Origin of the sequence: Halogeometricum limi, assembly GCF_900115785.1 — an archaeon.
Taxonomy (GTDB): Archaea; Halobacteriota; Halobacteria; order Halobacteriales; family Haloferacaceae; genus Halogeometricum; species Halogeometricum limi.
In genome coordinates this window covers 214,906-236,245 of sequence record NZ_FOYS01000005.1, presented here as the reverse complement: position 1 = coordinate 236,245, position 21,340 = coordinate 214,906, and the positions used below count along the sequence as shown (strand labels likewise).

Annotated in this window: 21 protein-coding genes; 6 read left to right on the top strand and 15 right to left on the bottom strand. The window is 63.7% G+C overall.

Translation table 11 applies throughout. The features are described from left to right. Positions 1-2: 2 nt before the first annotated feature. From BM282_RS15120 to BM282_RS15095, 6 genes are all read right to left on the bottom strand, one after another. Positions 3-1,037, bottom strand: a complete 1,035-nt coding sequence (locus tag BM282_RS15120) for a zinc-dependent alcohol dehydrogenase (RefSeq protein ID WP_089882579.1) — start codon at positions 1,035-1,037, stop codon at positions 3-5. A 67-nt stretch (positions 1,038-1,104) separates the two neighbouring features. Further along, positions 1,105-1,863 (bottom strand): ATP-binding cassette domain-containing protein, encoded by a 759-nt coding sequence (locus BM282_RS15115; protein ID WP_089882577.1) that lies wholly within the window; start codon positions 1,861-1,863, stop codon positions 1,105-1,107. Beyond that, positions 1,860-2,837: an ABC transporter permease gene (locus BM282_RS15110; RefSeq protein ID WP_089882576.1), complete on the bottom strand. Its 978-nt coding sequence runs from the start codon at positions 2,835-2,837 to the stop codon at positions 1,860-1,862. Before BM282_RS15110 ends, BM282_RS15115 begins: the two co-directional genes overlap by 4 nt. 20 nt (positions 2,838-2,857) lie before the next feature. Continuing rightward, positions 2,858-3,808, bottom strand: coding sequence for a substrate-binding domain-containing protein (locus BM282_RS15105; protein WP_175501568.1), 951 nt, complete (start codon positions 3,806-3,808; stop codon positions 2,858-2,860). A gap of 787 nt (positions 3,809-4,595) precedes the next feature. Beyond that, entirely contained in the window at positions 4,596-5,549 is a 954-nt protein-coding gene (locus BM282_RS15100) for a substrate-binding domain-containing protein (protein WP_245758386.1), read from the bottom strand. Positions 5,550-5,845: 296 nt separating this feature from the next. Further along, a complete protein-coding gene (locus BM282_RS15095; protein WP_175501566.1) occupies positions 5,846-6,670 on the bottom strand; it encodes a sugar phosphate isomerase/epimerase family protein in 825 nt (274 codons plus the stop codon). Positions 6,671-7,172: 502 nt separating this feature from the next. Between BM282_RS15095 and BM282_RS15090 the strand changes: the two genes are divergently transcribed. Together BM282_RS15090 and BM282_RS15085 are read left to right on the top strand one after the other, a co-directional pair. Further along, positions 7,173-8,009 (top strand): VOC family protein, encoded by an 837-nt coding sequence (locus BM282_RS15090; protein ID WP_089882569.1) that lies wholly within the window; start codon positions 7,173-7,175, stop codon positions 8,007-8,009. Between the two features lie 80 nt (positions 8,010-8,089). Continuing rightward, on the top strand, positions 8,090-8,443 hold the full coding sequence (locus tag BM282_RS15085; protein WP_089882567.1) for a four-helix bundle copper-binding protein: 354 nt from the start codon (positions 8,090-8,092) through the stop codon (positions 8,441-8,443). Positions 8,444-8,504: 61 nt separating this feature from the next. Here BM282_RS15085 and BM282_RS15080 read toward each other — a convergent pair whose 3' ends face one another. From BM282_RS15080 to BM282_RS15065, 4 genes are all read right to left on the bottom strand, one after another. After that, the gene (locus BM282_RS15080; RefSeq protein ID WP_089882565.1) at positions 8,505-9,176 is read right to left on the bottom strand and encodes an alpha/beta hydrolase; all 672 of its coding nucleotides are present in this window, start codon (positions 9,174-9,176) and stop codon (positions 8,505-8,507) included. Next, a complete protein-coding gene (locus BM282_RS15075; RefSeq protein WP_089882563.1) occupies positions 9,176-10,114 on the bottom strand; it encodes a VOC family protein in 939 nt (312 codons plus the stop codon). The genes BM282_RS15080 and BM282_RS15075 overlap by 1 nt, the downstream gene beginning before the upstream one ends. A gap of 259 nt (positions 10,115-10,373) precedes the next feature. Then, the gene (gene tbsP / locus BM282_RS15070; RefSeq protein WP_089882562.1) at positions 10,374-11,204 is read right to left on the bottom strand and encodes a transcriptional regulator TbsP; all 831 of its coding nucleotides are present in this window, start codon (positions 11,202-11,204) and stop codon (positions 10,374-10,376) included. A gap of 262 nt (positions 11,205-11,466) precedes the next feature. Continuing rightward, positions 11,467-11,985 carry a helix-hairpin-helix domain-containing protein gene (locus tag BM282_RS15065; protein ID WP_089882560.1) on the bottom strand — a complete coding sequence of 173 codons (519 nt, stop codon included), beginning with the start codon at positions 11,983-11,985 and terminating at the stop codon, positions 11,467-11,469. Positions 11,986-12,121: 136 nt separating this feature from the next. On the opposite strand from BM282_RS15065, the gene BM282_RS15060 reads away from it, so the two are divergent. Then, positions 12,122-12,310: a hypothetical protein gene (locus tag BM282_RS15060; protein WP_089882558.1), complete on the top strand. Its 189-nt coding sequence runs from the start codon at positions 12,122-12,124 to the stop codon at positions 12,308-12,310. Further along, on the top strand, positions 12,307-13,155 hold the full coding sequence (locus BM282_RS15055; protein ID WP_089882557.1) for a BKACE family enzyme: 849 nt from the start codon (positions 12,307-12,309) through the stop codon (positions 13,153-13,155). The genes BM282_RS15060 and BM282_RS15055 overlap by 4 nt, the downstream gene beginning before the upstream one ends. Positions 13,156-13,209: 54 nt before the next feature. On the opposite strand, the gene BM282_RS15050 is transcribed toward BM282_RS15055, so the two are convergent. Further along, on the bottom strand, positions 13,210-14,118 hold the full coding sequence (locus BM282_RS15050) for an AEC family transporter (protein WP_089882555.1): 909 nt from the start codon (positions 14,116-14,118) through the stop codon (positions 13,210-13,212). 261 nt (positions 14,119-14,379) lie between these two features. Between BM282_RS15050 and BM282_RS15045 the strand changes: the two genes are divergently transcribed. Further along, entirely contained in the window at positions 14,380-14,898 is a 519-nt protein-coding gene (locus BM282_RS15045) for a metal-dependent hydrolase (RefSeq protein WP_217642714.1), read from the top strand. A 68-nt stretch (positions 14,899-14,966) separates the two neighbouring features. On the opposite strand, the gene BM282_RS15040 is transcribed toward BM282_RS15045, so the two are convergent. The 4 genes from BM282_RS15040 to BM282_RS15025 all read right to left on the bottom strand — a co-directional run bounded on the left by BM282_RS15040 (position 14,967) and on the right by BM282_RS15025 (position 18,228). Then, positions 14,967-15,698 (bottom strand): sugar phosphate isomerase/epimerase family protein, encoded by a 732-nt coding sequence (locus tag BM282_RS15040; RefSeq protein WP_089882551.1) that lies wholly within the window; start codon positions 15,696-15,698, stop codon positions 14,967-14,969. A 60-nt stretch (positions 15,699-15,758) separates the two neighbouring features. Then, positions 15,759-16,961 carry an AGE family epimerase/isomerase gene (locus BM282_RS15035; RefSeq protein WP_089882549.1) on the bottom strand — a complete coding sequence of 401 codons (1,203 nt, stop codon included), beginning with the start codon at positions 16,959-16,961 and terminating at the stop codon, positions 15,759-15,761. 168 nt (positions 16,962-17,129) lie between these two features. Continuing rightward, a complete protein-coding gene (locus BM282_RS15030; RefSeq protein WP_089882548.1) occupies positions 17,130-17,720 on the bottom strand; it encodes a hypothetical protein in 591 nt (196 codons plus the stop codon). Between the two features lies 1 nt (position 17,721). After that, complete coding sequence (locus tag BM282_RS15025; protein ID WP_089882546.1) at positions 17,722-18,228, bottom strand: hypothetical protein; 507 nt, start codon at positions 18,226-18,228, stop codon at positions 17,722-17,724. A 335-nt stretch (positions 18,229-18,563) separates the two neighbouring features. Between BM282_RS15025 and BM282_RS15020 the strand changes: the two genes are divergently transcribed. Continuing rightward, positions 18,564-21,293 (top strand): PKD domain-containing protein, encoded by a 2,730-nt coding sequence (locus BM282_RS15020; RefSeq protein ID WP_089882544.1) that lies wholly within the window; start codon positions 18,564-18,566, stop codon positions 21,291-21,293. The last annotated feature ends 47 nt before the right edge of the window (positions 21,294-21,340 follow it).

Sequence of the window (21,340 nt, the reverse complement as noted above, 5' to 3'; positions counted from 1 at the left end):
CGTTACGGCTTGAAGATCACCTTCTGTGTCTCGTGATTGTCGAATTTCGTGAACGCCTCTCGGACACTCTCCTCTTCCAGGGGATACTCGTGAGAGATTATCTGTTCGGCGCGGTCGTTACCGATGTCTTCGACGATGAACTCCGCTATCTCCGGCCATTCCCAGGTGCGGAAGTACCACGAGCCCATGTAGTTGACCTTCTTGTGAATGAGGTGGTCGCTCGGGTTGATCGTTACCTCGTCGGTTTCCCCAATCTGGGCGAAGGTACCGTTTTTTTTCACCAAATCGAATCCCATCTCGATACCGGGTTGGGCCGCTGAACAGTCGACGACGACGTCGAGACCGCGGCCGTTGGTTATGGCGTCGACTCGTTCGCCGGGATCGTCCGAACTTGGATCGACGGCGTGGTTCGCACCCAGTTCTAGTCCCTTCTCTCGGCGGTGGTCGACGAGTTCGAACGCGACGACTTCTGCTCCCATCGCGTCCGCGTTGAGGACGCCGGCCAGACCCATCGGTCCGAGACCGATGATACCGACGGTGTCCGTCCCGCTGACGTGACACTCGTTGAGGGTACTGTAGAGATTTCCGAGGGCGTCCGTCGATATCGCACCGACGCCCATACTCATCTCGTCGGGCATGAGGTGACAGGTCGACGCTGGAGTGACGAGTTCTTCCGCGTCGCCGCCGTGACGGTCGAAGCCGAGAATCTCGACGTCGGGACAGAGGTTCGGTTCGCCGCGTTGGCAGTACTCACAGTGCTCACATCCCGCGAAGCAGTTGATAGCGACTCGGTCGCCGGTCGAGAGGTGGTCGACGTTGTCGCCGACTTCCACGATGGTACCTGCCGGTTCGTGTCCCGGGACGACTTCGCCCGCAGGCTTACTCCCGACGAGCGGGTCACCGTTGTAGAGGCTCATATCGCTCCGACAGAGTGCCGCTGCGCCGATTTCGACGCGGACCTCGTCAGTTCCGAGTGACGACCGCTCCCACTCTGTCACGTGTGCTTCTTTGTCTCCGGGCAGTACGACGCCTCTCATCTGATCTCGAACTTCGTTTTCTTGCATTGTATCGTTGTCTGTCGGTTGTCTACCAATCTGTACACGGTCAGTCTGCAGCCGTCCTCGCGCGCCCCATCATCATTCCGACGAGTTCGTCCTCGGTGACGTCCGTGAGGTCCTCGACGCCGACGAGCCGTCCCGACGAGAGAATCGCGGCTCTGTCGGCGACGTCGAACACCGCCTCTAAGTTGTGGCTGATGAGGACGATGGTCACATCTTGGTCGTTGAGGCGTTTGATGAGGTCGAGGACGCGTTGCGTCGCGTCCAGGGAGAGCGCGCTCGTCGGTTCGTCGAGGATGACGATGTTGGGGTCGGACTGGAGTGCGCGAGCGATGGCGACGCTCTGCTGTTCACCGCCCGAGAAGTTCCGCACCTCACTTCGGGGGTCTAAGTCCAACTCCAAGCGAGCGAGAAGCTCTCGCGCCTCGCTCTCCATACGGTCGTCGTCGACGAAGTTGAAGAACTTTCCTAGCGGGCCGGAACTCAGCAGTTCGTTCCCGAGGAAGATGTTCTCCGCGACGGTTCGGTGCGGTGCGATGGCGAGGTCCTGATAGACCGTCTCGATGCCGCGCTCCTCCGCGTCGTTGTAGTCGCTCAGTTCGACTGGCTCTCCGCGAACGTACACCGTGCCGCTCGTCTGCTGGAGTACCCCACTGATTATCTTGATAAGCGTGGATTTCCCCGCACCGTTGTCGCCGACCAGAGCCAGTACCTCGTTCTCCTCGATAGCGAACGAGACGTCTTCCAACGCTTGTATCTGGCCGAACTGCTTCGAGATGTTCTCGAGTCGGATAACGTCGCTCATAGCCACTCACCGTCCTCGTCCCGTGCACGGAGTGCGACGGCGACGATGATGACGATACCACGGATGAGTTGCTGCCAACTCGACCCGTAACCGAGCAGTGTGAGGCCGTTGTCGATGACGCTGATGAGCAACGCACCGAGGATCGTCCCGACGATAGTCCCTCGACCGCCGAACAACGACGTGCCACCGATGATGACGGCGGCGATGACGGCGAGTTCGATACCGGAGCCCATCCCCGGTCTGGCGACGCCGAGACGACCGACGAACAGGAGTCCAGCCATCGCTGCGGCCAGCCCGGACAGCGTCAGCGTCAGTATCTTCACACGGTCGGTATCGATACCGGAGTAGCGGGCTGCCTGTTCGGAGTCACCCGTCGCGTAGACGTGTCGCCCGAACCGGGTCTTCCAGAGGGCGATACCGGCCAGGACAGACAGGCCGAGTGCCCAGACGATGATCGTCGGAACGGGGCCGACCGTTCCGCCGAACACCGCCGAGAACACGTCGTTTCGGACGATAACCGGTTCCTGCTGTGAGACGATGAACGCCCCTCCGCGAGCGATTCCAAGCGTCCCGATGGTAACGATGAACGAAGGGATCCCGAACCGCACGGTTATCAGACCGTTGAAGAACCCGAACACGACTCCGACCGCTAGCCCCACGAGCACGCCGACGAGCGGACCGTACGCGTTAATTGCTATCGCGGCGGGAACGGCGCTCAGTGCCATGACACCACCGATTGACACGTCTATCTCCGCGCTGATGATGACGTACGTCATCCCGAGTCCGAGGACGATGACGAGAGCCGTCTGACGCACGATGTTGACGAAGTTCCCCACAGAGAAGAACACCGGACTCAACACGCTGAAAAACGCGCCGAGGAGAACGATCGCCAGCGTCAGTAATACGAGTTCACCCGCCTCGTCGAGTGCGTCGCTGACGAGCCGCTGCACGTCGGAGGTGGATTTCGTCGACATTGCTTAGGGGAAACTCCGTCTCATTCGAAGTGCTCCGTGACTGTTTCGGGTGGCTGTTTCTGGAGAATTTTCTCGTACATATCCAGTAAGTTTTCGCGGGAGATGGCGGGCGACGGAACTCCGATGTACGGCGGTGTCTCGTTGCCGAGAAGCGCGTGTGCCATCATATCCACTTCGGTGAGTCCCTGTTGGTATGGCTGCTGTGAGCCGACACCTTGGAGCGGCGACTGTTCGGCCATGAGAACCGCACTCCGTTCACCGAGGTCACAGGAGGTGACGGGAATATCCATTCCTTGTTCACGAATCGCCTGTATCGCCTGCGCTCCCGGGGGGTCGACCCACGGAGCCCACAACCCGGCAGCGTCCGGATTCGCTGTGAGCGCGTCCTGTGCCAGCTGGAGGGTGTTTCCGGGTTCCGTGAACCCGAACGTCTCCAACTGGTAGTCGTCGTTGCCCTTGAGGACACTTTTGAACCCCGTCTCTCGTTCGTCGACCACGTAGAACGGCACGTCGAACTCGAGGACGATGATCTTCCCGGAGTCGACGAGCGTCTCCATCATCCGACCGCCGATGGTCCCCATCGCCCGGTTGTCCGCGGCGACGAGGCCCGCGTAGTCACCTGGGTGTTCGAACCCCTCAGGAACGTTGTCCATGAAGACGAGTTGTTTCCCGGCTTCGGCGACTTCTCGGTATGCGTCTACCGTCGCCGCGGTGTCGACGGGGATGGAGAACACGCCATCGACGTCGTCCTTCTGCGCGACGGTTTGCAGAATGTTGCTCTGTTTCTCGGGGTCGAAGTCGGGGTAGTGTATCCCCGTAATGTTCATACCCAACTCTTCGGTCCGATTCTTGATGGCTTCACGTTGAAGCCGGACCCACGTGTCCCCTTTGTAGTGGAACACGATTTCGACGTTGAACTCTCCCTCTTCGACCTTCGACACCTGCTCGTCCGTGAGCGACACCGAATCCATCGGACTCGGTTCCTCACCTGACGGTCCCTTCCCGACCAGACTATCGGGCTCGATCGCGTCCAGATCGAAGTCTACCTCTGTCGTACTGTCTCCGGTTCCGCTACTCCCTCCGGCGGTGCCACCAGAACCTCCACCTCCACCGGTACAACCGGCGAGTCCGACGCCGAGACTGGTCGCACCGAGAGCTTTCATGAACCGTCGACGGTTGTGGCTATCTCTCATACTTCCACGTCACCCCATTGAGAGTTTAGTTATTTATAATTACCGACGGTGGCAGTCGAGATCACCTGCGCTGGCCGCTCTCTTTGCGTTTGGAGCGCTGTTCGCTGCCCGCGAACACTCGTGTAGTGGATCTCACCTCGACACTTACCCTCAAGGTCGCTCTGAGGGAAGTCTCGGACCACCGATCTGCGTTTTCGAGGCGTGAATGACGGCTACGCGCGACCGTTTCTGACCCGAGGTGAGTTCCGCCGTGGCTACTCGTCGTCTCGACCACGCTATCGTCTTCCCAGAACGGGTCGTTCTACGTGACTCTGTTCGCTCGGAGCAAACGCCTCTCTCGTCTTCGCGCACGACATGATTCGAGACGTCTCGCGGGCGCTTTCGTTCCCATCCTTCGAGATGCACGCGTCTGTACTCCGGGATAATTCGGCTACCCAACGCACTACTGCCCCGTACCGTGACAGTATTAGCTCTGTAACGGATTGTCCGTAGTGGGAAGGTAGCGACTCCTCTGGAAGCGTAATGAATTCTGCCGACCGTCCGGATGTCGTGTCTGAGACCGCGCTCAATCGTACAGTGAGACGATCTCTGCCGGAGGTTCCTCTTGGAAGTAGGTCGAGTAGAGGTCGAGGAGGTTGTCACGGTGTACTGGAAGCACGCCCGATGCGACGAACTGCGGCGTGCCGTTCGCGAGGAGCGAACTGCCTATCATATTTGCTTCGATGCGCCCCTGTTGGTACGGGTACTGCGCGCCAGTCGCCTTGATGAGTCCATCTCGTGCGATGTTCGTCGCCGTCTCGACACTGAGGTCGGTTGTCGTGATGACTAAGTCGTCCATCCCCAGATCTTGCGCGGCGGCGGCCGCCTGCGTCCCCGGGGGGTCGCCCCAACTGACGAACAGACCCTCGATGTCTCGATGTTCGACGAGCATCTCCTGCGTCCGTCTGTAAACGTCGTCCGGGTCGGTGAACCCTGCTTCTGCGACCACGTCGACGCCGTCCATCGTCGTCAGTACGTCCCGAACGCCGCGCTCTCTCTCCGAGGTGACGTAGAACGGCGCATCGAACCCGACGATACCGACTCGTCCGGTCGATAGGCGGTTCCCGAGCGTCCGTCCCGCGAAGATTCCCAGCCCGCGGTTGTCCGACGAGACGGTTCCCGCGTAGTCACCCGGATGCTCGAATCCCTTTGGGACGTTGTCGATGAACACCATGTTCGTCCCCGACTCGGCGACGGCCCGATACGCGTCTGCCGTCGCGAGTTCGTCGATGGGGATCGAGACGAGTGCGTCGACGTCTCGATCTGCGATACCGTGGAGTATCTCTGCTTGTTTGCTGGCGTCGAACTCACAACCGTAGACGCCTTCGACTGTGATTCCGAGATCACTGAACCGTTCTTCCAGACCTTTCCGTTGAAGTCGGACGTAGTCGGTCTTCAAGTAGTGAAAGACGATCGCTACGGTGTAGTCGTTCGCGCGGAGTCGGTCGACGTCTCCGACGGAGAGGTCGACGCTGTCCACCGGTGCCGACTCCGCACCTCTGGGCCCACGACCGAGCGGATTCCCTGACAAGATGGTATCCATTACGTCTTTTCTTCTTCCGGGCAGTAATAGTGTTTTTGGACAGTATCACGACCCGTACACGGGAATTTCTGATTCGACGCGTACTCCCTGAACGAGTGCGAAGAAAGGCGACGACAGCGTTTGGGGACGACGCCAGCGCCGATGTGAGAGCGAACGAATCTCGGCTCGTATCCGATGACGCCGTTGGCGTCTGTATCCTCGTCTGTCGACTCCCCGAACGCTCACGCTGACTGTCAGTCCAGCATCGAAGCGAGGTTTCGTCGCGTCGCCACCGCGGCTTCGTCGGGGTTCAAGTGACTGCCGAATATCTCGGCGGTGTAGTGTCCGTCGTACCCCACGTCGTCCAACTTGTCGAACATCACCTCGAACGAGAGCGAACCCTCCCCCGGAGGGAGTCGGTCGGTGTCGGCTAAGTGAAGGTGGACCAAATCGTCGGCGAGTTCTTCGACGTACGCCGACGGAGCCTCGCCACGATGGGCGGCGTGCGCCGTGTCCATCATCACTCCCGCACTCGACGAATCCACTTCGTCGAGCAAGCGGAGTTGGTCCTGTGTCGTCTCGATGAGATTGACGTCTGCCGCGTTCGCCTCGATCGCGATCGTCTTACCCTTCTGTTCGGCGGTCTCGAGGACGTCTTCGAGGAGGAGACGCTGATTCTCCCACGCGTCCTCGTACCGTTGTCCTTGGAGCCGCCACCCACCTACCCAGACGACGATATCGCTGTCGAACGTCTCGGCGACGTCGAGACATCCCATGTAGTGCTCGCGTGCCGCCTCACGCTCTGCCTCTAACGGACTCGCCGGGTTCGGGCCCGGTCCGCCACCGAGTGCGGGACAGATACTCGAGACGGTCAGACCCGTCTCTTCTAACCGTTCGCTGATCGATGCGGTGCGTTCCTCGTCCATGTACTGTGGCCACGCGTGGGGGGATGCAGCGCCGAACTCGATAGAGTCGAACCCCGCATCTGCAACGTGATCTATCGTATCTTCGAGCGTGTAACTCGGTGTCCAAACCGGGAAACTCGCGTACAACCAAGTGTTGATGCCGATGCTAACCATGGCGATTGTTAGTACACACTCCGTCCTATTTAAAAATTGACCACAACGACGCTTCGGTCCAACCGATAATAATCTGAATAGACTCTCTGTCTCTTCTAGTTCGCAAACAGAATTTATTGTTTTCATCGTGTCTGATTATCCTATCCCGACGCTCTCCGGGAATCCGTGGAGTCTTCGGCTGGCCAGTTCATTAGATACCCAAAATTCGAACTAATACGCTTTATTTTGTATCGTATGGGTTTTTTACACGTTCGAAAAGGAGTTGTGAATGAATCGGTAGTGACGTTCCCTTACTATCGTGCGTACGTCTTCGTCCTCCTGATTACATCGACAGTGGATATTCTTCTATCGAACGAGTACAATCTATTCTGTCTTCTGCTTTTATATTCTGCTCTTCACAGATGTAACACATATGTATTTAGATGTACTGCGTTCTCGAAGGTAGGCGTACTATCGGCACCCCTCTAGCTCAACTACCTCGGCACGAAAGATTCGATAGCACATGACCCCGTCCATCGTCCCGGACCACGCGCGAATCGGCCGCACGTCGCTGACCGTCTCCGACCTCGACGAGGTGGTCGCGTTCTACCGCGACGTCGTCGGCCTTGCGGTCCAATCGCGGACGGAGTCGGAAGCGACGCTCGGCGCGGGCGAGATGCCGCTTCTCGTCCTGACGAGAGACGAGGACGCACCGCCGAGAACGTCGGACCAGACGGGACTGTTTCACAACGCCTTCCTCGTTCCCTCGCGGGCGGCGTTGGGCGCCGCGCTCGAACGGATTCGCGACCGCTGGGAGTTAGACGGGGCGTCGGACCACTACGTGAGCGAAGCGCTCTACCTCTCGGACCCCGAGGGCAACGGCGTCGAGATATACGCCGACCGGTCGCGCGAGGAGTGGCCGCGGACTGCGGACGGACGAGTGCGAATCGGGACGATTCCGCTGGACCTCTCGACTCTCGCGTCCCGGTCGGACGGCTCAGAGGAAGTCCCGCCCGAAACGACGACGGGACACGTCCACCTCGAAGTGTCGTCGCTCGCGGCGGCGCGGACGTTCTACGTCGATACGCTCGGACTCCGCCTCCAGACGGAACTCTCGAACGCGCTGTTCGTCGCCGCGGGCGACTACCACCACCACCTCGGTCTGAACACGTGGAACGGCCGGTCGACGCCGGTGGGCGGTCGCGGTCTGGCGTGGTTCGAGGTGGTCGTCGCAGACGCGGAGACGCTCTCTACGGTCCGGCGGCGACTCGCGGACGACGGTGTCTCGACGGCCGACCGTGAGACAGGATTCGCGGTCGTCGACCCGGACGGAATCACGATTCGGTTTACCGTCGAGTGAGTCCTCGGCGGCCCGCACAAACCGACTTGTATACTCAGCCAGAAAGATGGTGGCTGCGGCTCGCGTCGCCACTAGTCGCCATGTCTATCACGGATACGCTCTCGAAGATGGATCACCTGATCGAGGAACAGCGCGACTGCATCGAGAACTGCACGGAGGCAGCCGAAGTCTGCGAGTGGTGCGCGGACGAGTGTCTCGGTGACGAGGAGATGGAAGCGTGCGCTCGCCTCTGCCGGGACGTCGCCGACATCGCGTCGCTGCACGCTCGACTGATGGCTCGCGGCTCCGACTACAGTTCCGACCTCGCCGAGACGTGCGCGGACGCGTGCGAGGCGTGCGCCGACGAGTGCGAGTCGCACGACGCCGACCACTGTCAGGTCTGCGCCGAGACGCTCCGCGAGTGCGCCGAGACGTGCCGCAGCATGGCCGCCTGAGGAGCGAACGCCCGCGCGGCCACGGCGAACGACCGCTTCCGTTATTTGTTATTTCTCGGTTTTACCCACCGACGAGCGATGCGAGAAGTGAGCGGACGTACTCGAACTCATCGTCCGTGACTTCGTGACCGGCGCCGTCGGAGACTCGTTCGGTCACGTCGCCACCGAGCGAGCGAAGCACGTCCGCGGTCGCTCTGAGGCGCGCCGGGGGGACTCGCTCGTCGTCCGCGCCACCGCCGACGAACACCGGCGTTCCGTCGAGGCGCCCCGAATACCGCTCGGTGTCTATCGTTGGGCCGAGTAGCGTTCCGCTCAGGACGACGACGGGGCTCGCAGAACCGGTGTGTGCGGCGTACTCGGCGACGACGGAGGCTCCCTGCGAGAACCCGGCGAGGACGACGTGACTTCGACCGACGCCGAACGTCGAGACGACGTGTCTGACCAGACTGTCGAGGACCTCGACGGCCGAAGAGCGGTGCGGTTCGTTTCGGCCGACCGGTTCCGTCGCGGCGTACGGGTACCACCGACTCCGGTCGGCCTGTGGCGCGACGAAGGTGACGCCGTGTCGGTACACCGGGTCGAAGAGATTGACGACGCCCTGTGCCGTCGCGCCGCGTCCGTGGAGACAGACGACGACTGCCGCCGTCGCGCCGCGAGGCGCACCGCTCGTGACCACCGGTCTCCCGGCGTGCGGGCCGGAGGCCGTCGCAGTCGGCGAGTCGCCCGCGACCATCACTCGCTCCGACCGCTCGGAACCTCGACCGGTGGCAGTTGGTCGGTTATCATCTCGCGGTCCTCCTCGGCCCACGGCGGGAGGACGAGCGACGTCCCGAGGCTGTCGGCGTCCTCGTCGACGGCGAGTCCGGGACGCTCCGTCGAGAGTTCGATGAGGATACCGCCGGGTTCGCGGACGTAGATGGCGCGGTAGTAGTGGCGGTCACGGATGCGAGAGACCGTCACGTCGCGTTCGCGGAACAGGTCGTGCCACTCGCGTAGTTCCTCCTCGCTCGCGACGCGGAGAGCGACGTGATGAATCGACCCGACGCCTTCGCGACCGAACCCCTCGCGTCGGTCCAACAGGTCGAAGACGGCGGCGTGGTCGCCCGGCGCACGGTATCTCACGCGGTCACCCTCTTCGTCGACAAGTTCGAGACCCAACGTCTCCAGCACGCTCGCCGTCTGGAACGCGTCCGCCGAGAGCGCGGTGACGCCGTGAACGCCGCGTATCGCGAACTCCGTCGGCACCGGTCCCTCCTGCCACGGTTCGACCGGTGTCGACGCGGCGACGAGTTCGAGCCTCGTCCCCGAGGAGTCCTCGAACCGGAGGAGACGTTCGCCGAACCGTCCGCGGCGTTCGACGTCGACGCCGCGGTCCGTGAGCCGACGTTCCCAGAAGTCGAGGCTGCCTTCGGGGACGGCGAACGCCGCACTCGTCAGTTGCGGCCGCCCCCGACGCCCGGGTGGTTCGTTCGGATACGGAAAGCAGGTGTAGACGGTGCCGAGGTCACCGTCTCTGTTGCCGTAGTAGAAGTGATATCGGAGCACGTCCTCGTGGTTGACGGTCCGCTTCACCAGTTTCAACCCGAGGACGCCGACGTAGAAGTCGAGGTTCTCTTGCGGGTCACCGACCATCGAGGTGACGTGGTGGATTCCCGGCGTATCCGTGAGCATCGTACTCCCTACGTTCGACTCCGAACTGCCTCAAACCCCCTGGTGCAGGTGCACTGTGCCGGTATCTGTACGAGGTCCACTTCTGGAATCAAAACTGAAAAAGACAGTTTTGCTAGCTCGTGAACAGAGGCACCTCACTCGTCGGTAGGCGTCGTGACAGTCGCGAGGCGAGCGAGACGTCGTGCACCTCACCGAACACTCGAACCACCGTCGGCCAGGAAAACAGAACGAACGGAACGGAACGAGTCCGAGACCGGTGTTAGCTACTCGTACTCTGTGCGACACCGGCGAGTTGCTCGACGCTGGCGTCCCGGAGTCGTTCGTCGCCGATGACCAGGCGGAGACGCGGGCGCCCCACGTCGATGGGGACTTTCTCCGTCCCGATGAGGCCCCGCTCTTCGAGTTCGGTCTTCTTCCGCGAGAACGTCGCTTTCGAGGCGAGGCCGATGTCTTCGGCCCATCGGGAGACGTCGTAGAACAGTTCTCGGTTCCGCGCGGCGACGAGGAGACTGATGGTCACCTCGTCCGGGCCGTCGCTGTCGCCGCGTGCGGTCTGAAGGTTCGCCACGAAGTCGACGAAGTCGGTTCGGCAGTCCGGCCCCAGTCGGTCCTCGATACTCGCCTCGATGTGGCTGAACGCGGGCGTGTGAAGTTTGTACGAGTCGCACTCCTCGAAACGGGTCTCGTACGTCGAACGGACGTCCGCCGTGAACTCGTCGTCGTTCGTTCGGAGGCCCGCGAGGAGTCCGTCTGCGCCGACGACTGTCGTGACGGACGATTCGGAGACCATCAGGTTCGGCTTGTGTCCGCTCGCGTCGCCGAGGACGCGCAGCGACAGTGCCCCCTCCTCTAACAGGTCGGCGGTCCGGCTCGCGATGAGGAAGTCCTCCATCACTTCGCGGAGCACGCCTTTCGTCCCGAGTACCCGAAGTTCCGGCTTCTCACCCGAGAACGTACTGAGAGACTCCACTGCCTGCTCGAGAGCGTCGGCAGTGGGATTGACGAGGTAGAGTTCACTTCCTGCCTCTTCGAAGACCCACTGGAAGATTTCCCCTATCTCGTCTGACAGCAGTTCCGCTGGGTTGTGCATGGTTTGTTTCACGTCTGATTTCTACTTAGCTCTGGCGGCTCTACTGCCTGAAATATCTGTTCAACGCTCAGAATACCGCCGTTTAGGAGGTATCTATCGGGTATCGATGCCGTCGCAAACCGGTATATATGTCTCTGAATTGGTACGAAAAACAGACAGTCTCCACCGCGTCTGAGGGTCTGAACGGTTCGAACGCGGCACCCCTGTCCGCTCGGATGACGGCAAGCAAACGAGTCGACTGTCGAAGACGGGCGGGCCGAACTCAGTCCTCCTTCGCTGTCCGCTCTTCGCTCTCACCTTCGTTCTCTCCGTCGTCTTCGTCGCTATCTTCTCCGCTCCCGTCGGCCTTTCCGTCGACTTGTTCACGGGCCCGTTCGACCCACTCTGTCGCCTGCGACTCGTTTGCACCGGTTTCCTCCGCCAGCGTCTCCGCGTCCGCATCGGCCAACTCCGCCACGGACGTGTACCCGCTGGAGCGAAGTCGCTTGGCGTACGTCGTCCCCAGACCGGGGAGTCGCATCAGCGGGTCCTCGAACTCGTCGTTCTCCTCGTCGTCGCCCTCCTCGTCGCTCGCCGCCTCGGCGACGACTCGCTCGGCCGTCTCGGTGGGGAGGACGAACCGCACCTCGTCCTGCGCGACGAAGCCGAACACGCGGTTCTTCGTCAGGTCGTCGGTGAGTAAGAGTCCGCTATCGATGGCTTTGAAGTTCGTACAGCCGATTTCGGTGCCGTCGGTGCAGACGACGGTGAGTCGTGGGGCGGCGCCCTCGGTGTCGGACATGTGGCTCTGTACTACCGGGGGAGCGATGGTGTGTCTTTGGGGCGTCGGGCGGACTGTCCACGCTTCGAGTACGGCGGTATCGTGGCACTGTACCGATGAGAAAGCGGTTAAGGCCGTCGTGTGCGAAGCGTCACCTATGACCTGTCCGCTACTGGTGTACCGGGAACTCCCGAACGTCGATGCTGCCGAACCCCGCGCGTACTGCACCGCGGCCGAAGAGTTCGTCCAGGCGATGCGCGCCGACATCTGCAACGACCGCTACGCGCTCGAACACGGCCGGGACTGCGAGATATACCGCGCACACGCCGACGAGGCGGACGAATGAGCTACGAGGACTTCCTCGCCGACCGGCCGGTGATAGTCACGGCGGCACTGACCGGCGGCGTCCACGGCAAGGAGGCGAACCCGAACGTTCCCGAGACGCCGGACGAGATAGCGAACGCGGCCGCAGAAGCGGAAGCGGCGGGAGCGTCCGTTGTCCACCTCCACGCCCGCGAACCGAACGGCGAGCGCTCGTTCTCGACGGCGCGGTTTCAGGAGATAGCCGACGCAGTCCGCGCGCGAACCGACGACGTGATACTCCAACACTCCACGGGAGGAACGGCCGCCCCGGACGAACTCCGCGCGCAACCGCTTCGGACCGACCCCGCGCCGGAGATGGCGTCGCTCGATATGGGTCCGCTGAACCGGTACGACCGCCTGACGAGCGAGAACACCCGGGGCCTCGTGGACGACCTGTACGATGAGATGGTCGAACGCGGAATCAAACCCGAGTTGGAGGTGTTCAACAACGGCCACCTCAACGAGGTGTACGGCCTCCTCGAACGGCGGGAACTCGACTCGCCGGTCTACACTACGCTCATCTTCGGTCCCGGAACGCTCACCCGCCCGACGCCGCAGAACTTTCTGACCCTCGTCGACGACCTGCCGGAGGACGCGGCGTTCAACACGCTGGGCTTCGGTCGCCACCAACTGCCGTTCGCGACGATGGGGATACTGTTCGGCGGACACGTCCGCGTCGGACTCGAAGACAACGTCTACTACCGGCGCGGACAACTGGCCGAGTCGAACGCGCAGTTGGTCGAGCGAGTCGTCGCCGTGGCGAGGAAACTCGGCAGAGAGGTCGCGAGTCCGTCCCAGGCCCGGGACATGCTCGGCCTCGACGCCTGAGTTCCGAGGGGAGCGCTCCGACGTGCTGTCCAACTAGTTCGGTTCGATTCGATTTCAACCGACGAACTGGAGGACGACGAGTATCGTCCCGACGGATGCGGCCGTCGTCGCGAACACGTTGACCGACGCGAGATTCCCGTCGCCGCCCAGTTCGGTCGCGTAGATGAACGTCGAGACGGCCGTCGGCATCGCCAGCATCAGGACGCCCGCGCGTGTCGTCGAGAGGTCCGCCGAGAGCGCCGAGAACGTCACCAGTGCGACGGCGGGCATCACGAGCATCTTGAGGACGACGACGGACCCGACGGTGGAGACGTCGACGGACGGGCCGCCGAACGAGAGTGACGCGCCGACGGCGAGGAGCGCGACCGGAAGCGCGAGTTGCGCCACCGCGTCGAGTCCCGCAGAGACGCTCGCCGGGACGGTGAGTCCGAGCGCGGAGACGCAGAAGCCGAGGACGAGTGCGGCCATGACGGGGTTGGTGAGAAAGCCGCGGAGTTCTCTCCTGAGGTCCGCGTCGGCGTCGTTGACGAGTGCGAGTATCCCGACGGTCAACGGTATCTGCGTGAGTGCGCCGACGCCGAGGACGAGACTGGCCTTCGCGGTGACGACGCCGCCGAACACCGCGGCCGTGATGGGGAGGCCGAGGAAGCCGAGGTTGCAGTGGTACGACTGCACGACGGCGACGCTCCGAACCGCCGGCGACGACTCGTTTCGGTGGACCGCCCACCCGAGTGCGGCGACGACCAGCAGCACGACCCAGAATCCGACGACCAGACGCGGTTCGAGCACCTCTTCGAGCGACTGCGTGGAGGTAGACCCGAACACGAGTGCTGGGAGGGCGACGTAGAACGCGAACTGCGTCAGATAGTTCGCGCGAGCGTCGTTCAGGACGCCGACGCGGCGCGCACCGAACCCGACGCCCAACACGGCGAGAAGGTAGACGAGGTTCGAGACGACGTTCATACCGTCCCTCGTCTCGCGCCGCATTTCATACTACGTGCTTCGGCAACGAGGCGTCCCGCCGGAGACGGTTCCGTGTCCCGCGAGGGACGTCTCGCGTCCGTTCCGCGCGGCGTTCCTCTCGCATTCGAGACGTCCGTCTCTCGGCCGGTGTGCCTCTCTCTCGCACGATTCAGTGTCGTCTCGTCGTCGCTGCCATCAGCTACATACCGCCGCCGCCTGTGGCCACTGACACAGATGGTAGACGTACTCGGACACCTCGGTATGGCGCTCGTATGGCTCGCTCCGGCGTGGTTCTTCGTCGATTCGAAGAAGGTCGCCGCCACCGCGATTGGAACCGGGTTCTGGTTCGGGATGCTCCCCGACGTGGACCTCGTGCTGCAACGACTGCCGGGAATCCACCACCACGGCGTGTTCCACACCGTCCTCTTCGTCACCCTCCTCGCACTCGTCATCGGACCCATCGTCGGATGGCTCCTGACAAAACTCCTTGGAGACTCGGAGTGGTTCGTCCGCGACAGTAAGCTGGGTGCGAAGATCGGACTCATCGTGGTCTGGGTCGCCGGCATCGCCCACCTGTTCGCGGACATGCTCTCCGCACCGGACGTTTCCACCCGAATCGAACCGCTTTGGCCCCTCGTCGACGGTCCCATCGTCATGATGGACGTGCTCTGGTACAAGTCGTTCTGGGCGACGACGGCGCTCTTCATCCTCGGCGTCGCCGCCAACCTCATCGCGTGGTATCTGGCGGACGGACGGCGCTCGTCGACGGCCACCGCATAACCGCGGCCGTCCGTTCCGTCTCGCTCGGGTCGTTTCGACCGCCCCGTGAGTCGTTCGCCCCCGACGACTCACCAGTACGCGTCGAGCACCGACGCGGCGTGGTCGAGCGTCCCGTACGAGTCGGGCCGTTCTTCCGCCTCGTAGATGAGCCAGTCGAACCCGTGGTCGCGGACGGCGTCGACCGCCGCCTCGATGTCTAAGTCGCCGTCGCCGACTTCGACCACGTCTCCCGACTCGGCGTCGTAGTCTTTGAGGTGGACGAGTCGAACGCGGTCCGCGTGGTCGTGCAGGTACGACAACGGGTCGTAGCCCGCGGCGCCGGCCCATCCGAGGTCGAGTTCCAAGCCGACGTTCTCCGTCTCGGCCAAGAGCGTCGTCAGCGCCGGCCCGTCGTTGAGTTCGACGAACTCCTGGTCGTGGTTGTGGTAGTGAAGCGAGATGTCGTGCTCCGAGAGGTCGTCCGCGACGGCGTCCAGTCGCGCGGCGGCCGCCTCGACCGATTCCACCGATTCGAAGTGCTCGGGGTCCATCCACGGGACGACGACGTCCTCACAACCGAGTCGGCGGTACGCCTCCACGGTCGTCTCGAACTCCTCTTCCAACGCCTCCAACGGGACGTGCGCGCCGGCGATTTCGAGACCCGCCGCGTTCGTCGCGTCGGCGACCGTGTCCGGTTCGACTTCGCCCAGACCCGCCAGTTCGACGCCCTCGAAGTCGGTCTCTCCGACTCGTTCGACGACGGTCGGAAGCGGGTCGTCGACGCCGTGGAGACTGTACAGTTGGAACCCAAACGATGTCATACGTCCGGGTCGGAACTCACCGGCATAAGTGTCGGTGAACGACTAACAGTTGCCCCTTCTCTACAGCGCGTCGAGCGACTCTAACACCTCGTAGCAGGCGTTGACGTGGTGGTAGCCGCTCTTGACTTTCGGCGTCTCGTCGATGGTCGGATGAACCTCGCCGTCCGGCGTGAGTCGTTCGTAGCGAATCCCCAGCGAGTGGTTCGTCGCGTGCGCTTGCAGGTAGCCGTAGATGGTGTCGTACCACTCCCAGTACCGGTCGTCGCCCGTCGTCGTCGCGAGTCGCGCCGCCGCGCCGAGACCCTCTTCGAGCGTCCACGTGTACTTCGCGTCGACGATGGGCGACCCGTCCCGGTCGATGGTGTAGTAGAACCCGCCGCGTTCGTCGTCCCAACCGTCGGTGACGGACGCCTCGAAGAACCGTTCCGCGCGGTCCAGATACCAGTCCGCGCCGTCGTGGTGGTGCAGGCGGACGAGCAGTTTCGCCCACTCCAGCATGTGTCCCGGCTGGTAGCCCCACGGACGGAACAGGTCGGCTTTCCGGTCGCGGTTGTACTCCCAGTCCACCTCCCAGTCGGCGGTGAAGTGCTCGCAGAGCAAGCCGTCCGCCTCGTCGGGTTTGTCGCGGGCGATGGTCTCCGCGACCGTTACCGCTCGGTCGAGATACCGCTCCTCGCCGGTTGCCTCGTAGGCGGCGAGTAACGCCTCCGTCGAGTGCATGTTCGCGTTCTGCCCGCGGTACTCCGGTTCGGCGGGGTCCCACTCGGCGGTCCGGTTGCTCGCGAACGCGCCGTACTCGTCCTCCCAAAAGCGTTCGTCCAAGATGTCGAACGTCTCCTCGATTCGGTGTTCGACGTCGCCGATTCCCGCGCGCGTCGCCGTCGCGTACGCGAGGAGGACGAACGCGTGACCGTACGTCGACCGCGTGTCGTCGGTCACGTCCCGTCCTGCGAACGTCCACGCGTAGCCGTCGCGTTCCTCGTCGTAGGCGACGTTGCGAAGGTACGAGAGGCCGTGTTCGGCGGCGGGTTCGCACCACACGGGACCGTCCATCAGCGACCCGAGACTGAACGCGAAGACGAACCTGGCCGTCGGGACGAGATGCTTCGTCCGCGAGTCGTACACGGCACCGTCTCGGTCGCTTACCTGCGCGATGTAACCGCCGAAGTGCGTGTCTATCGACTGTGCCCGATGGAAGGAGAGCGCACCGAGGGCGTCCTGTCGAAGCCACCCGGGTGACCTGAACGGCGTCTCGTGTGTCATACCGTTGCGTCTCGTGGGCTGTCGAAAAAAGTACCGAGCGAACGCCGTCGACGACGGAGGCGTCTGCCGACTTCGCGACACGGATTCCCGTCCGTCCGGCCCGCTGTTACAGCGTTAGCCGCGTAACGAACGCGTCGGAGAGACGGAATAACGGGCGAACGCCCGTCGTCACGTCCGATATCCCAGTCGACGAAGCACGTCTCTCACCGTCGGGCCGAGCGTCCGGAAGACGACGGACGTGAGGACTGTCTTCGCCGCGCCGACGGCGTGTTCGACGAACAGGCCGACGAGGAAGGCGAACACCGCGACGCCGCGGACGCCGAGTGCGTCCGGTCGGACCGAGAAGAAGGTGGCCGTCGTCAGCAACGAGTAGAGTGCCCACGTCAACGCGAGCGCCAGTGGGACTCTGAGAGCGAGTCTCGCAAGCGCCGCGGTGCGCAGTTCGGGCCGTCCGGTCAGGGTGACGAAGACGTGGGTGAGCGTGCCGACGAGCGTGAACGCGTACACCGGCCACGGAAGCCCCGGCCCCACCGCCGTCACCGACGCGACGCCGCTTCCGACCGGTAGCACATCGGTCACGAACAGCAGCGTGAACACTGCGGACGCCGTGTAGAGCGCGTAGAAACCCACCCGAACCGCGCGAACGCGTTCGAGACCGGCGAGCGGCGAGACTCGCTCGCTCGCCGTGGAGTCCACCGCGGGAGTCGCGACTCGCTCGTCGTCGGACGGTGGCTCGGTTCGACGTACCTCCGTCGGCATATCAGCCTCCGCGGATGCCGTCGTCGTACAGTTGCGACGGGTCACCCGGGTACAGTCTGGCCGAGACGATGCTCAGTGCGGCGAGGGCGTGTTCGACGAACAGGCCGACGAAGAAGGCGACGCCGACGAGCGTCCGCACGCTCGCGGGCGAGTCGGGAACCGGTTGGAGTCCGAGTATCGACGCGGCGAGATAGACGCCGGTGACGAGTAACAACGCCGTCGGGACGCGGAGGCCGAGTCTGACTACTGTCTCGACGTCTACGTCCGTCCGTCGAAGCAACGCCACGAACACGTGTACCAACGCTCCGAGGTAGGCGAACAGGTACAACTGTGCGGGCACGACCAGCGGATGCGCCTCGTAGTACGCCACGTCCCATCCCTCCGTGACGAACGACGGAATCAACAGCCCGGACGCGACGAGTGCGCCGACGAGTGCGCCGACGAGATACAGCGTTACGACTCCGAGTCCGCGGCGCTCACTGTACCACGGCGACGCCTCCGTCGCCATCAGCTTCCCCCTCCGGACGACTGTCGCCGCCTACCCACAGACCCCGAACGATGCGACACGACACGGTCACCGTCACATACTACGACGCGAACAGAAATAATATATGACATACGTCTAACCTCGTGACTGTTTGGTACGATTCGGCCACGAACGCGCCCACAGCGCTCAGTTCGGAGGGCGGGATTCGAAAACTCTCCTGACGTACCGCCAATTGTACCAAATAAGTTATATTTATTCTCCCGGCCGACCTATCGGGAGACGGGGAGAGTGCCGCGTGTCTTCGGACCGGTGGCGAACCGAATCCGTCCGAAGCATTCTGTGACGAAGAGGGACGTATGCAAGAGAGCGAGGGGACACCGACAGAAGGGGGGCGACGGGTTCGGTTCGACGCCGTCGCCGTGACGACAGTGGTTCTGCTACTGGTGGTCTCGACGCTCTCGGTGCCCGTCGGCGCCGACGCGCGGACCGAGATAGATTTCGAGGTGGCGGGGGAGGGACCGGCCGCCGTGTTGAACACGCAGTACGAACGGGTCGGCGTTCGGTTCGGCGACAGCGTCGTCTACCGCGACCGGTTCACCGCCCCCCGAGTCGGAGTCACGCCGTGCCCCTCCGAGGCGTGTGCGACTGCACGGTCGGGAACGCGCGTCGTGCGCCCCCTCGACGAGGACCTGGACGGCACTGCGCGAGTCGTCTTCGAGTTCGCGGAACCACAGGAGGAGGTCGGTCTGTTCGTCGGGTTGCCGCCGGAAGAGACGACGCCGAGAGGCGTCGAACTCCTCGGGTACGACGCGAAGGGCGCTCTGGTCGACCGGGACGTCGTGAGGGTATCTCCACCCACTCGGACCGTCACTCGCGTCGCTCCGTCCGGTGACGCCGCGTCGACGACCACCGAAGACTCGGACGGCCGAACGGCGACGTCGACGGGCGACTCCGCGGTACCGCAGTTCGGCGCTGACGACGTTCGTCTCCGAGACCCGACCACCGTTCCGGTCGTCTTCTCCCCGTCCGAGAGACCGGCCGTGAACGTCTCGGGCGCGGTTGGTCCCCTCCCACCCCTCGCCGACGACGCGGTCACCCCGCGGTTCGAGGTACTCCCGGAACAGGTCGAGGTCACGTACCAGACGGTGTGGACCGACGCGAGTCTCACCGCGCCGGAGAACGCCATCACGCGCGTCGAAATCGCCGTCGTCGAGGAGGGTGCGTACGTCCCGTTCCTCGTCGACGACCTCCGGTTCGGCGCGGACTCGCCGCCCGTCGCGGCCGTCACCGCCGACCCGATTCGAGTCACGGAGGGTGCCCCGGTCACGTTCGACGCGAGAGCGTCGACCGACGACGTGGCCGTCTCGCAGTACCTGTGGGACTTCGAGAACGATGGTTCGTTCGTCGCGGGTTCGAGCGTCGTCTCCCACGTCTTCGACGACCCCGGTCCGCACCGGGTCGCGCTTCGAGTCGTCGACGGGAGCGGGCAGTTCGACGAGGCGGTGGCCGACGTGTCCGTCAACGGCGTGCCGGACGCGTTCGTCGACGCGAATCGAACGGTAGTAACCGCCGGCGATACCGTCGCGTTCGACGGCCGCGAGTCGACGGACGACCGGGGTATCGTTCGCTATCTGTGGACGATTCGGGGCGAGTCGAGTGCCGAGACTGCGGCCGGTCCGCAGACGACCTACACCTTCGACGACCCGGGCCGATACGTCGTCGTCCTCACAGTTTTCGACGCCGACGGCGCCCGTAACGACGCACGACTCGCGTTCGACGTCGCGGAATCTCCGACGGTCCGAGGAGACCAGACCGCTCCGACGTCGGCGGTCGACCCGTCGGACGAGAACGCCGCCCCACCCACCGGCGGACGAGAGACGTCGGAGGAACGCTCAGCCCCCGAGGAACCGGACGAATCGGAGGGACGGCAAGAATCCGAGGAACCGCCGGAACCGGAGGACTCCGAACCGACGACGCCGACGCCGTCTCAGCCTTCGGAGACCGAGCGGTTCGAGGCCGACTTCCGCTGGGAACCGACGACTCCGGTCGTGTCGCGCCTCGTCCAGTTCGACGCGTCCGCGTCCACGATACCGCCGGGTCGGACGCCGACGTACCGATGGACGTTCGAGGACGGGCGGACGGCGAGCGGAGAGGCGGTCGAACGGACGTTCTCCACCGACGACCCCCAGACGGTGACGCTCGAGGTGACACTCGACGGTGAGGAGTCCAGCACCGCGTCGCTCGTCGTCAGACCGACGTTCGGCGAACCGCCCGTCGCCGCGTTCGACCCCTCCGCGGACGAGTCGGTTCCGCTCGGTCGGTCGGTGACGTTCGACGGCGGTGCGTCCCGCGACGCGGACGGAGACGTGGTGTCCTACGTCTGGACGTTCGGTTCGGACGACCGGACGGAAAGCGGTCAGACCGTCTCGCGGACGTTCGAGGAGGGGAGCGAGGCCACCGTGACGCTGACCGTCACCGACGACGTCGGACTGACGAACTCCGTGACGAAGACGTACACCCTCGTCTCGACGCCGGAGACGCTTCCGCCGGTCCCGCCGGAACTACTCGGACTCGCGTTCGTCGGGACGGCGGCGGTTCTCGCGTACGGCGGCGTCGCCGGGGGGTTCTTCTCCCCGCCGGGGTCGCTCTCGTCGCTCGGCGTCGGACGCGGCCGCCGCGTCCCCGAGGGCCGTCACGAGGCGGACGACGACGGTCGCAGACGGGCGTCGCCAACGCTCCGAATCGCCCGTATCGTCCCGTCGGGCGGCGACGTCGCGGGCGAACTCGTCGAACTCCACAACCCGGGTCGGACAGCCGTCTCGTTGGACGGCGTCGTCGTCGAGGGTGCGGACGTCGTCTACGAGTTCGGTGACGACGAACGCATCGAACCCGGGGAACGACTCACGCTCTACACCGGGCCCGGGACCGACGCCGAAGACGGCAGTGTCCGGTACGGGGGACGCCTCGCATCGGCGTTGGACACCGGACTGAGTCGCGTCACGACCCGTCGAGGAGACGAACTTCTCGCCCACCGCACGTATCTCGGGTCGGCGGGTCGGACGCGCCACCTCTTCGGGAGGCGGTAGACGCCCACTCCGCCGGAACTCGCTTTGGGTGTCGATGTGCAACGTTT

Excerpts from the sequence above, each read along its gene's own strand:
- BM282_RS15120 (WP_089882579.1), bottom strand. The coding sequence starts at position 1,037 with ATGAGAGGCGTCGTACTGCCCGGAGACAAAGAAGCACACGTGACAGAG.
- BM282_RS15115 (WP_089882577.1), bottom strand. The coding sequence starts at position 1,863 with ATGAGCGACGTTATCCGACTCGAGAACATCTCGAAGCAGTTCGGCCAG.
- BM282_RS15110 (WP_089882576.1), bottom strand. The coding sequence starts at position 2,837 with ATGTCGACGAAATCCACCTCCGACGTGCAGCGGCTCGTCAGCGACGCA.
- BM282_RS15105 (WP_175501568.1), bottom strand. The coding sequence starts at position 3,808 with ATGGATTCGGTGTCGCTCACGGACGAGCAGGTGTCGAAGGTCGAAGAG.
- BM282_RS15095 (WP_175501566.1), bottom strand. The coding sequence starts at position 6,670 with ATGGTTAGCATCGGCATCAACACTTGGTTGTACGCGAGTTTCCCGGTT.
- BM282_RS15090 (WP_089882569.1), top strand. The coding sequence starts at position 7,173 with ATGACCCCGTCCATCGTCCCGGACCACGCGCGAATCGGCCGCACGTCG.
- BM282_RS15085 (WP_089882567.1), top strand. The coding sequence starts at position 8,090 with ATGTCTATCACGGATACGCTCTCGAAGATGGATCACCTGATCGAGGAA.
- BM282_RS15080 (WP_089882565.1), bottom strand. The coding sequence starts at position 9,176 with ATGGTCGCGGGCGACTCGCCGACTGCGACGGCCTCCGGCCCGCACGCC.
- BM282_RS15075 (WP_089882563.1), bottom strand. The coding sequence starts at position 10,114 with ATGCTCACGGATACGCCGGGAATCCACCACGTCACCTCGATGGTCGGT.
- tbsP (WP_089882562.1), bottom strand. The coding sequence starts at position 11,204 with ATGCACAACCCAGCGGAACTGCTGTCAGACGAGATAGGGGAAATCTTC.
- BM282_RS15065 (WP_089882560.1), bottom strand. The coding sequence starts at position 11,985 with ATGTCCGACACCGAGGGCGCCGCCCCACGACTCACCGTCGTCTGCACC.
- BM282_RS15060 (WP_089882558.1), top strand. The coding sequence starts at position 12,122 with ATGACCTGTCCGCTACTGGTGTACCGGGAACTCCCGAACGTCGATGCT.
- BM282_RS15055 (WP_089882557.1), top strand. The coding sequence starts at position 12,307 with ATGAGCTACGAGGACTTCCTCGCCGACCGGCCGGTGATAGTCACGGCG.
- BM282_RS15050 (WP_089882555.1), bottom strand. The coding sequence starts at position 14,118 with ATGAACGTCGTCTCGAACCTCGTCTACCTTCTCGCCGTGTTGGGCGTC.
- BM282_RS15045 (WP_217642714.1), top strand. The coding sequence starts at position 14,380 with ATGGCGCTCGTATGGCTCGCTCCGGCGTGGTTCTTCGTCGATTCGAAG.
- BM282_RS15040 (WP_089882551.1), bottom strand. The coding sequence starts at position 15,698 with ATGACATCGTTTGGGTTCCAACTGTACAGTCTCCACGGCGTCGACGAC.
- BM282_RS15035 (WP_089882549.1), bottom strand. The coding sequence starts at position 16,961 with ATGACACACGAGACGCCGTTCAGGTCACCCGGGTGGCTTCGACAGGAC.
- BM282_RS15030 (WP_089882548.1), bottom strand. The coding sequence starts at position 17,720 with ATGCCGACGGAGGTACGTCGAACCGAGCCACCGTCCGACGACGAGCGA.
- BM282_RS15025 (WP_089882546.1), bottom strand. The coding sequence starts at position 18,228 with ATGGCGACGGAGGCGTCGCCGTGGTACAGTGAGCGCCGCGGACTCGGA.
- BM282_RS15020 (WP_089882544.1), top strand. The coding sequence starts at position 18,564 with ATGCAAGAGAGCGAGGGGACACCGACAGAAGGGGGGCGACGGGTTCGG.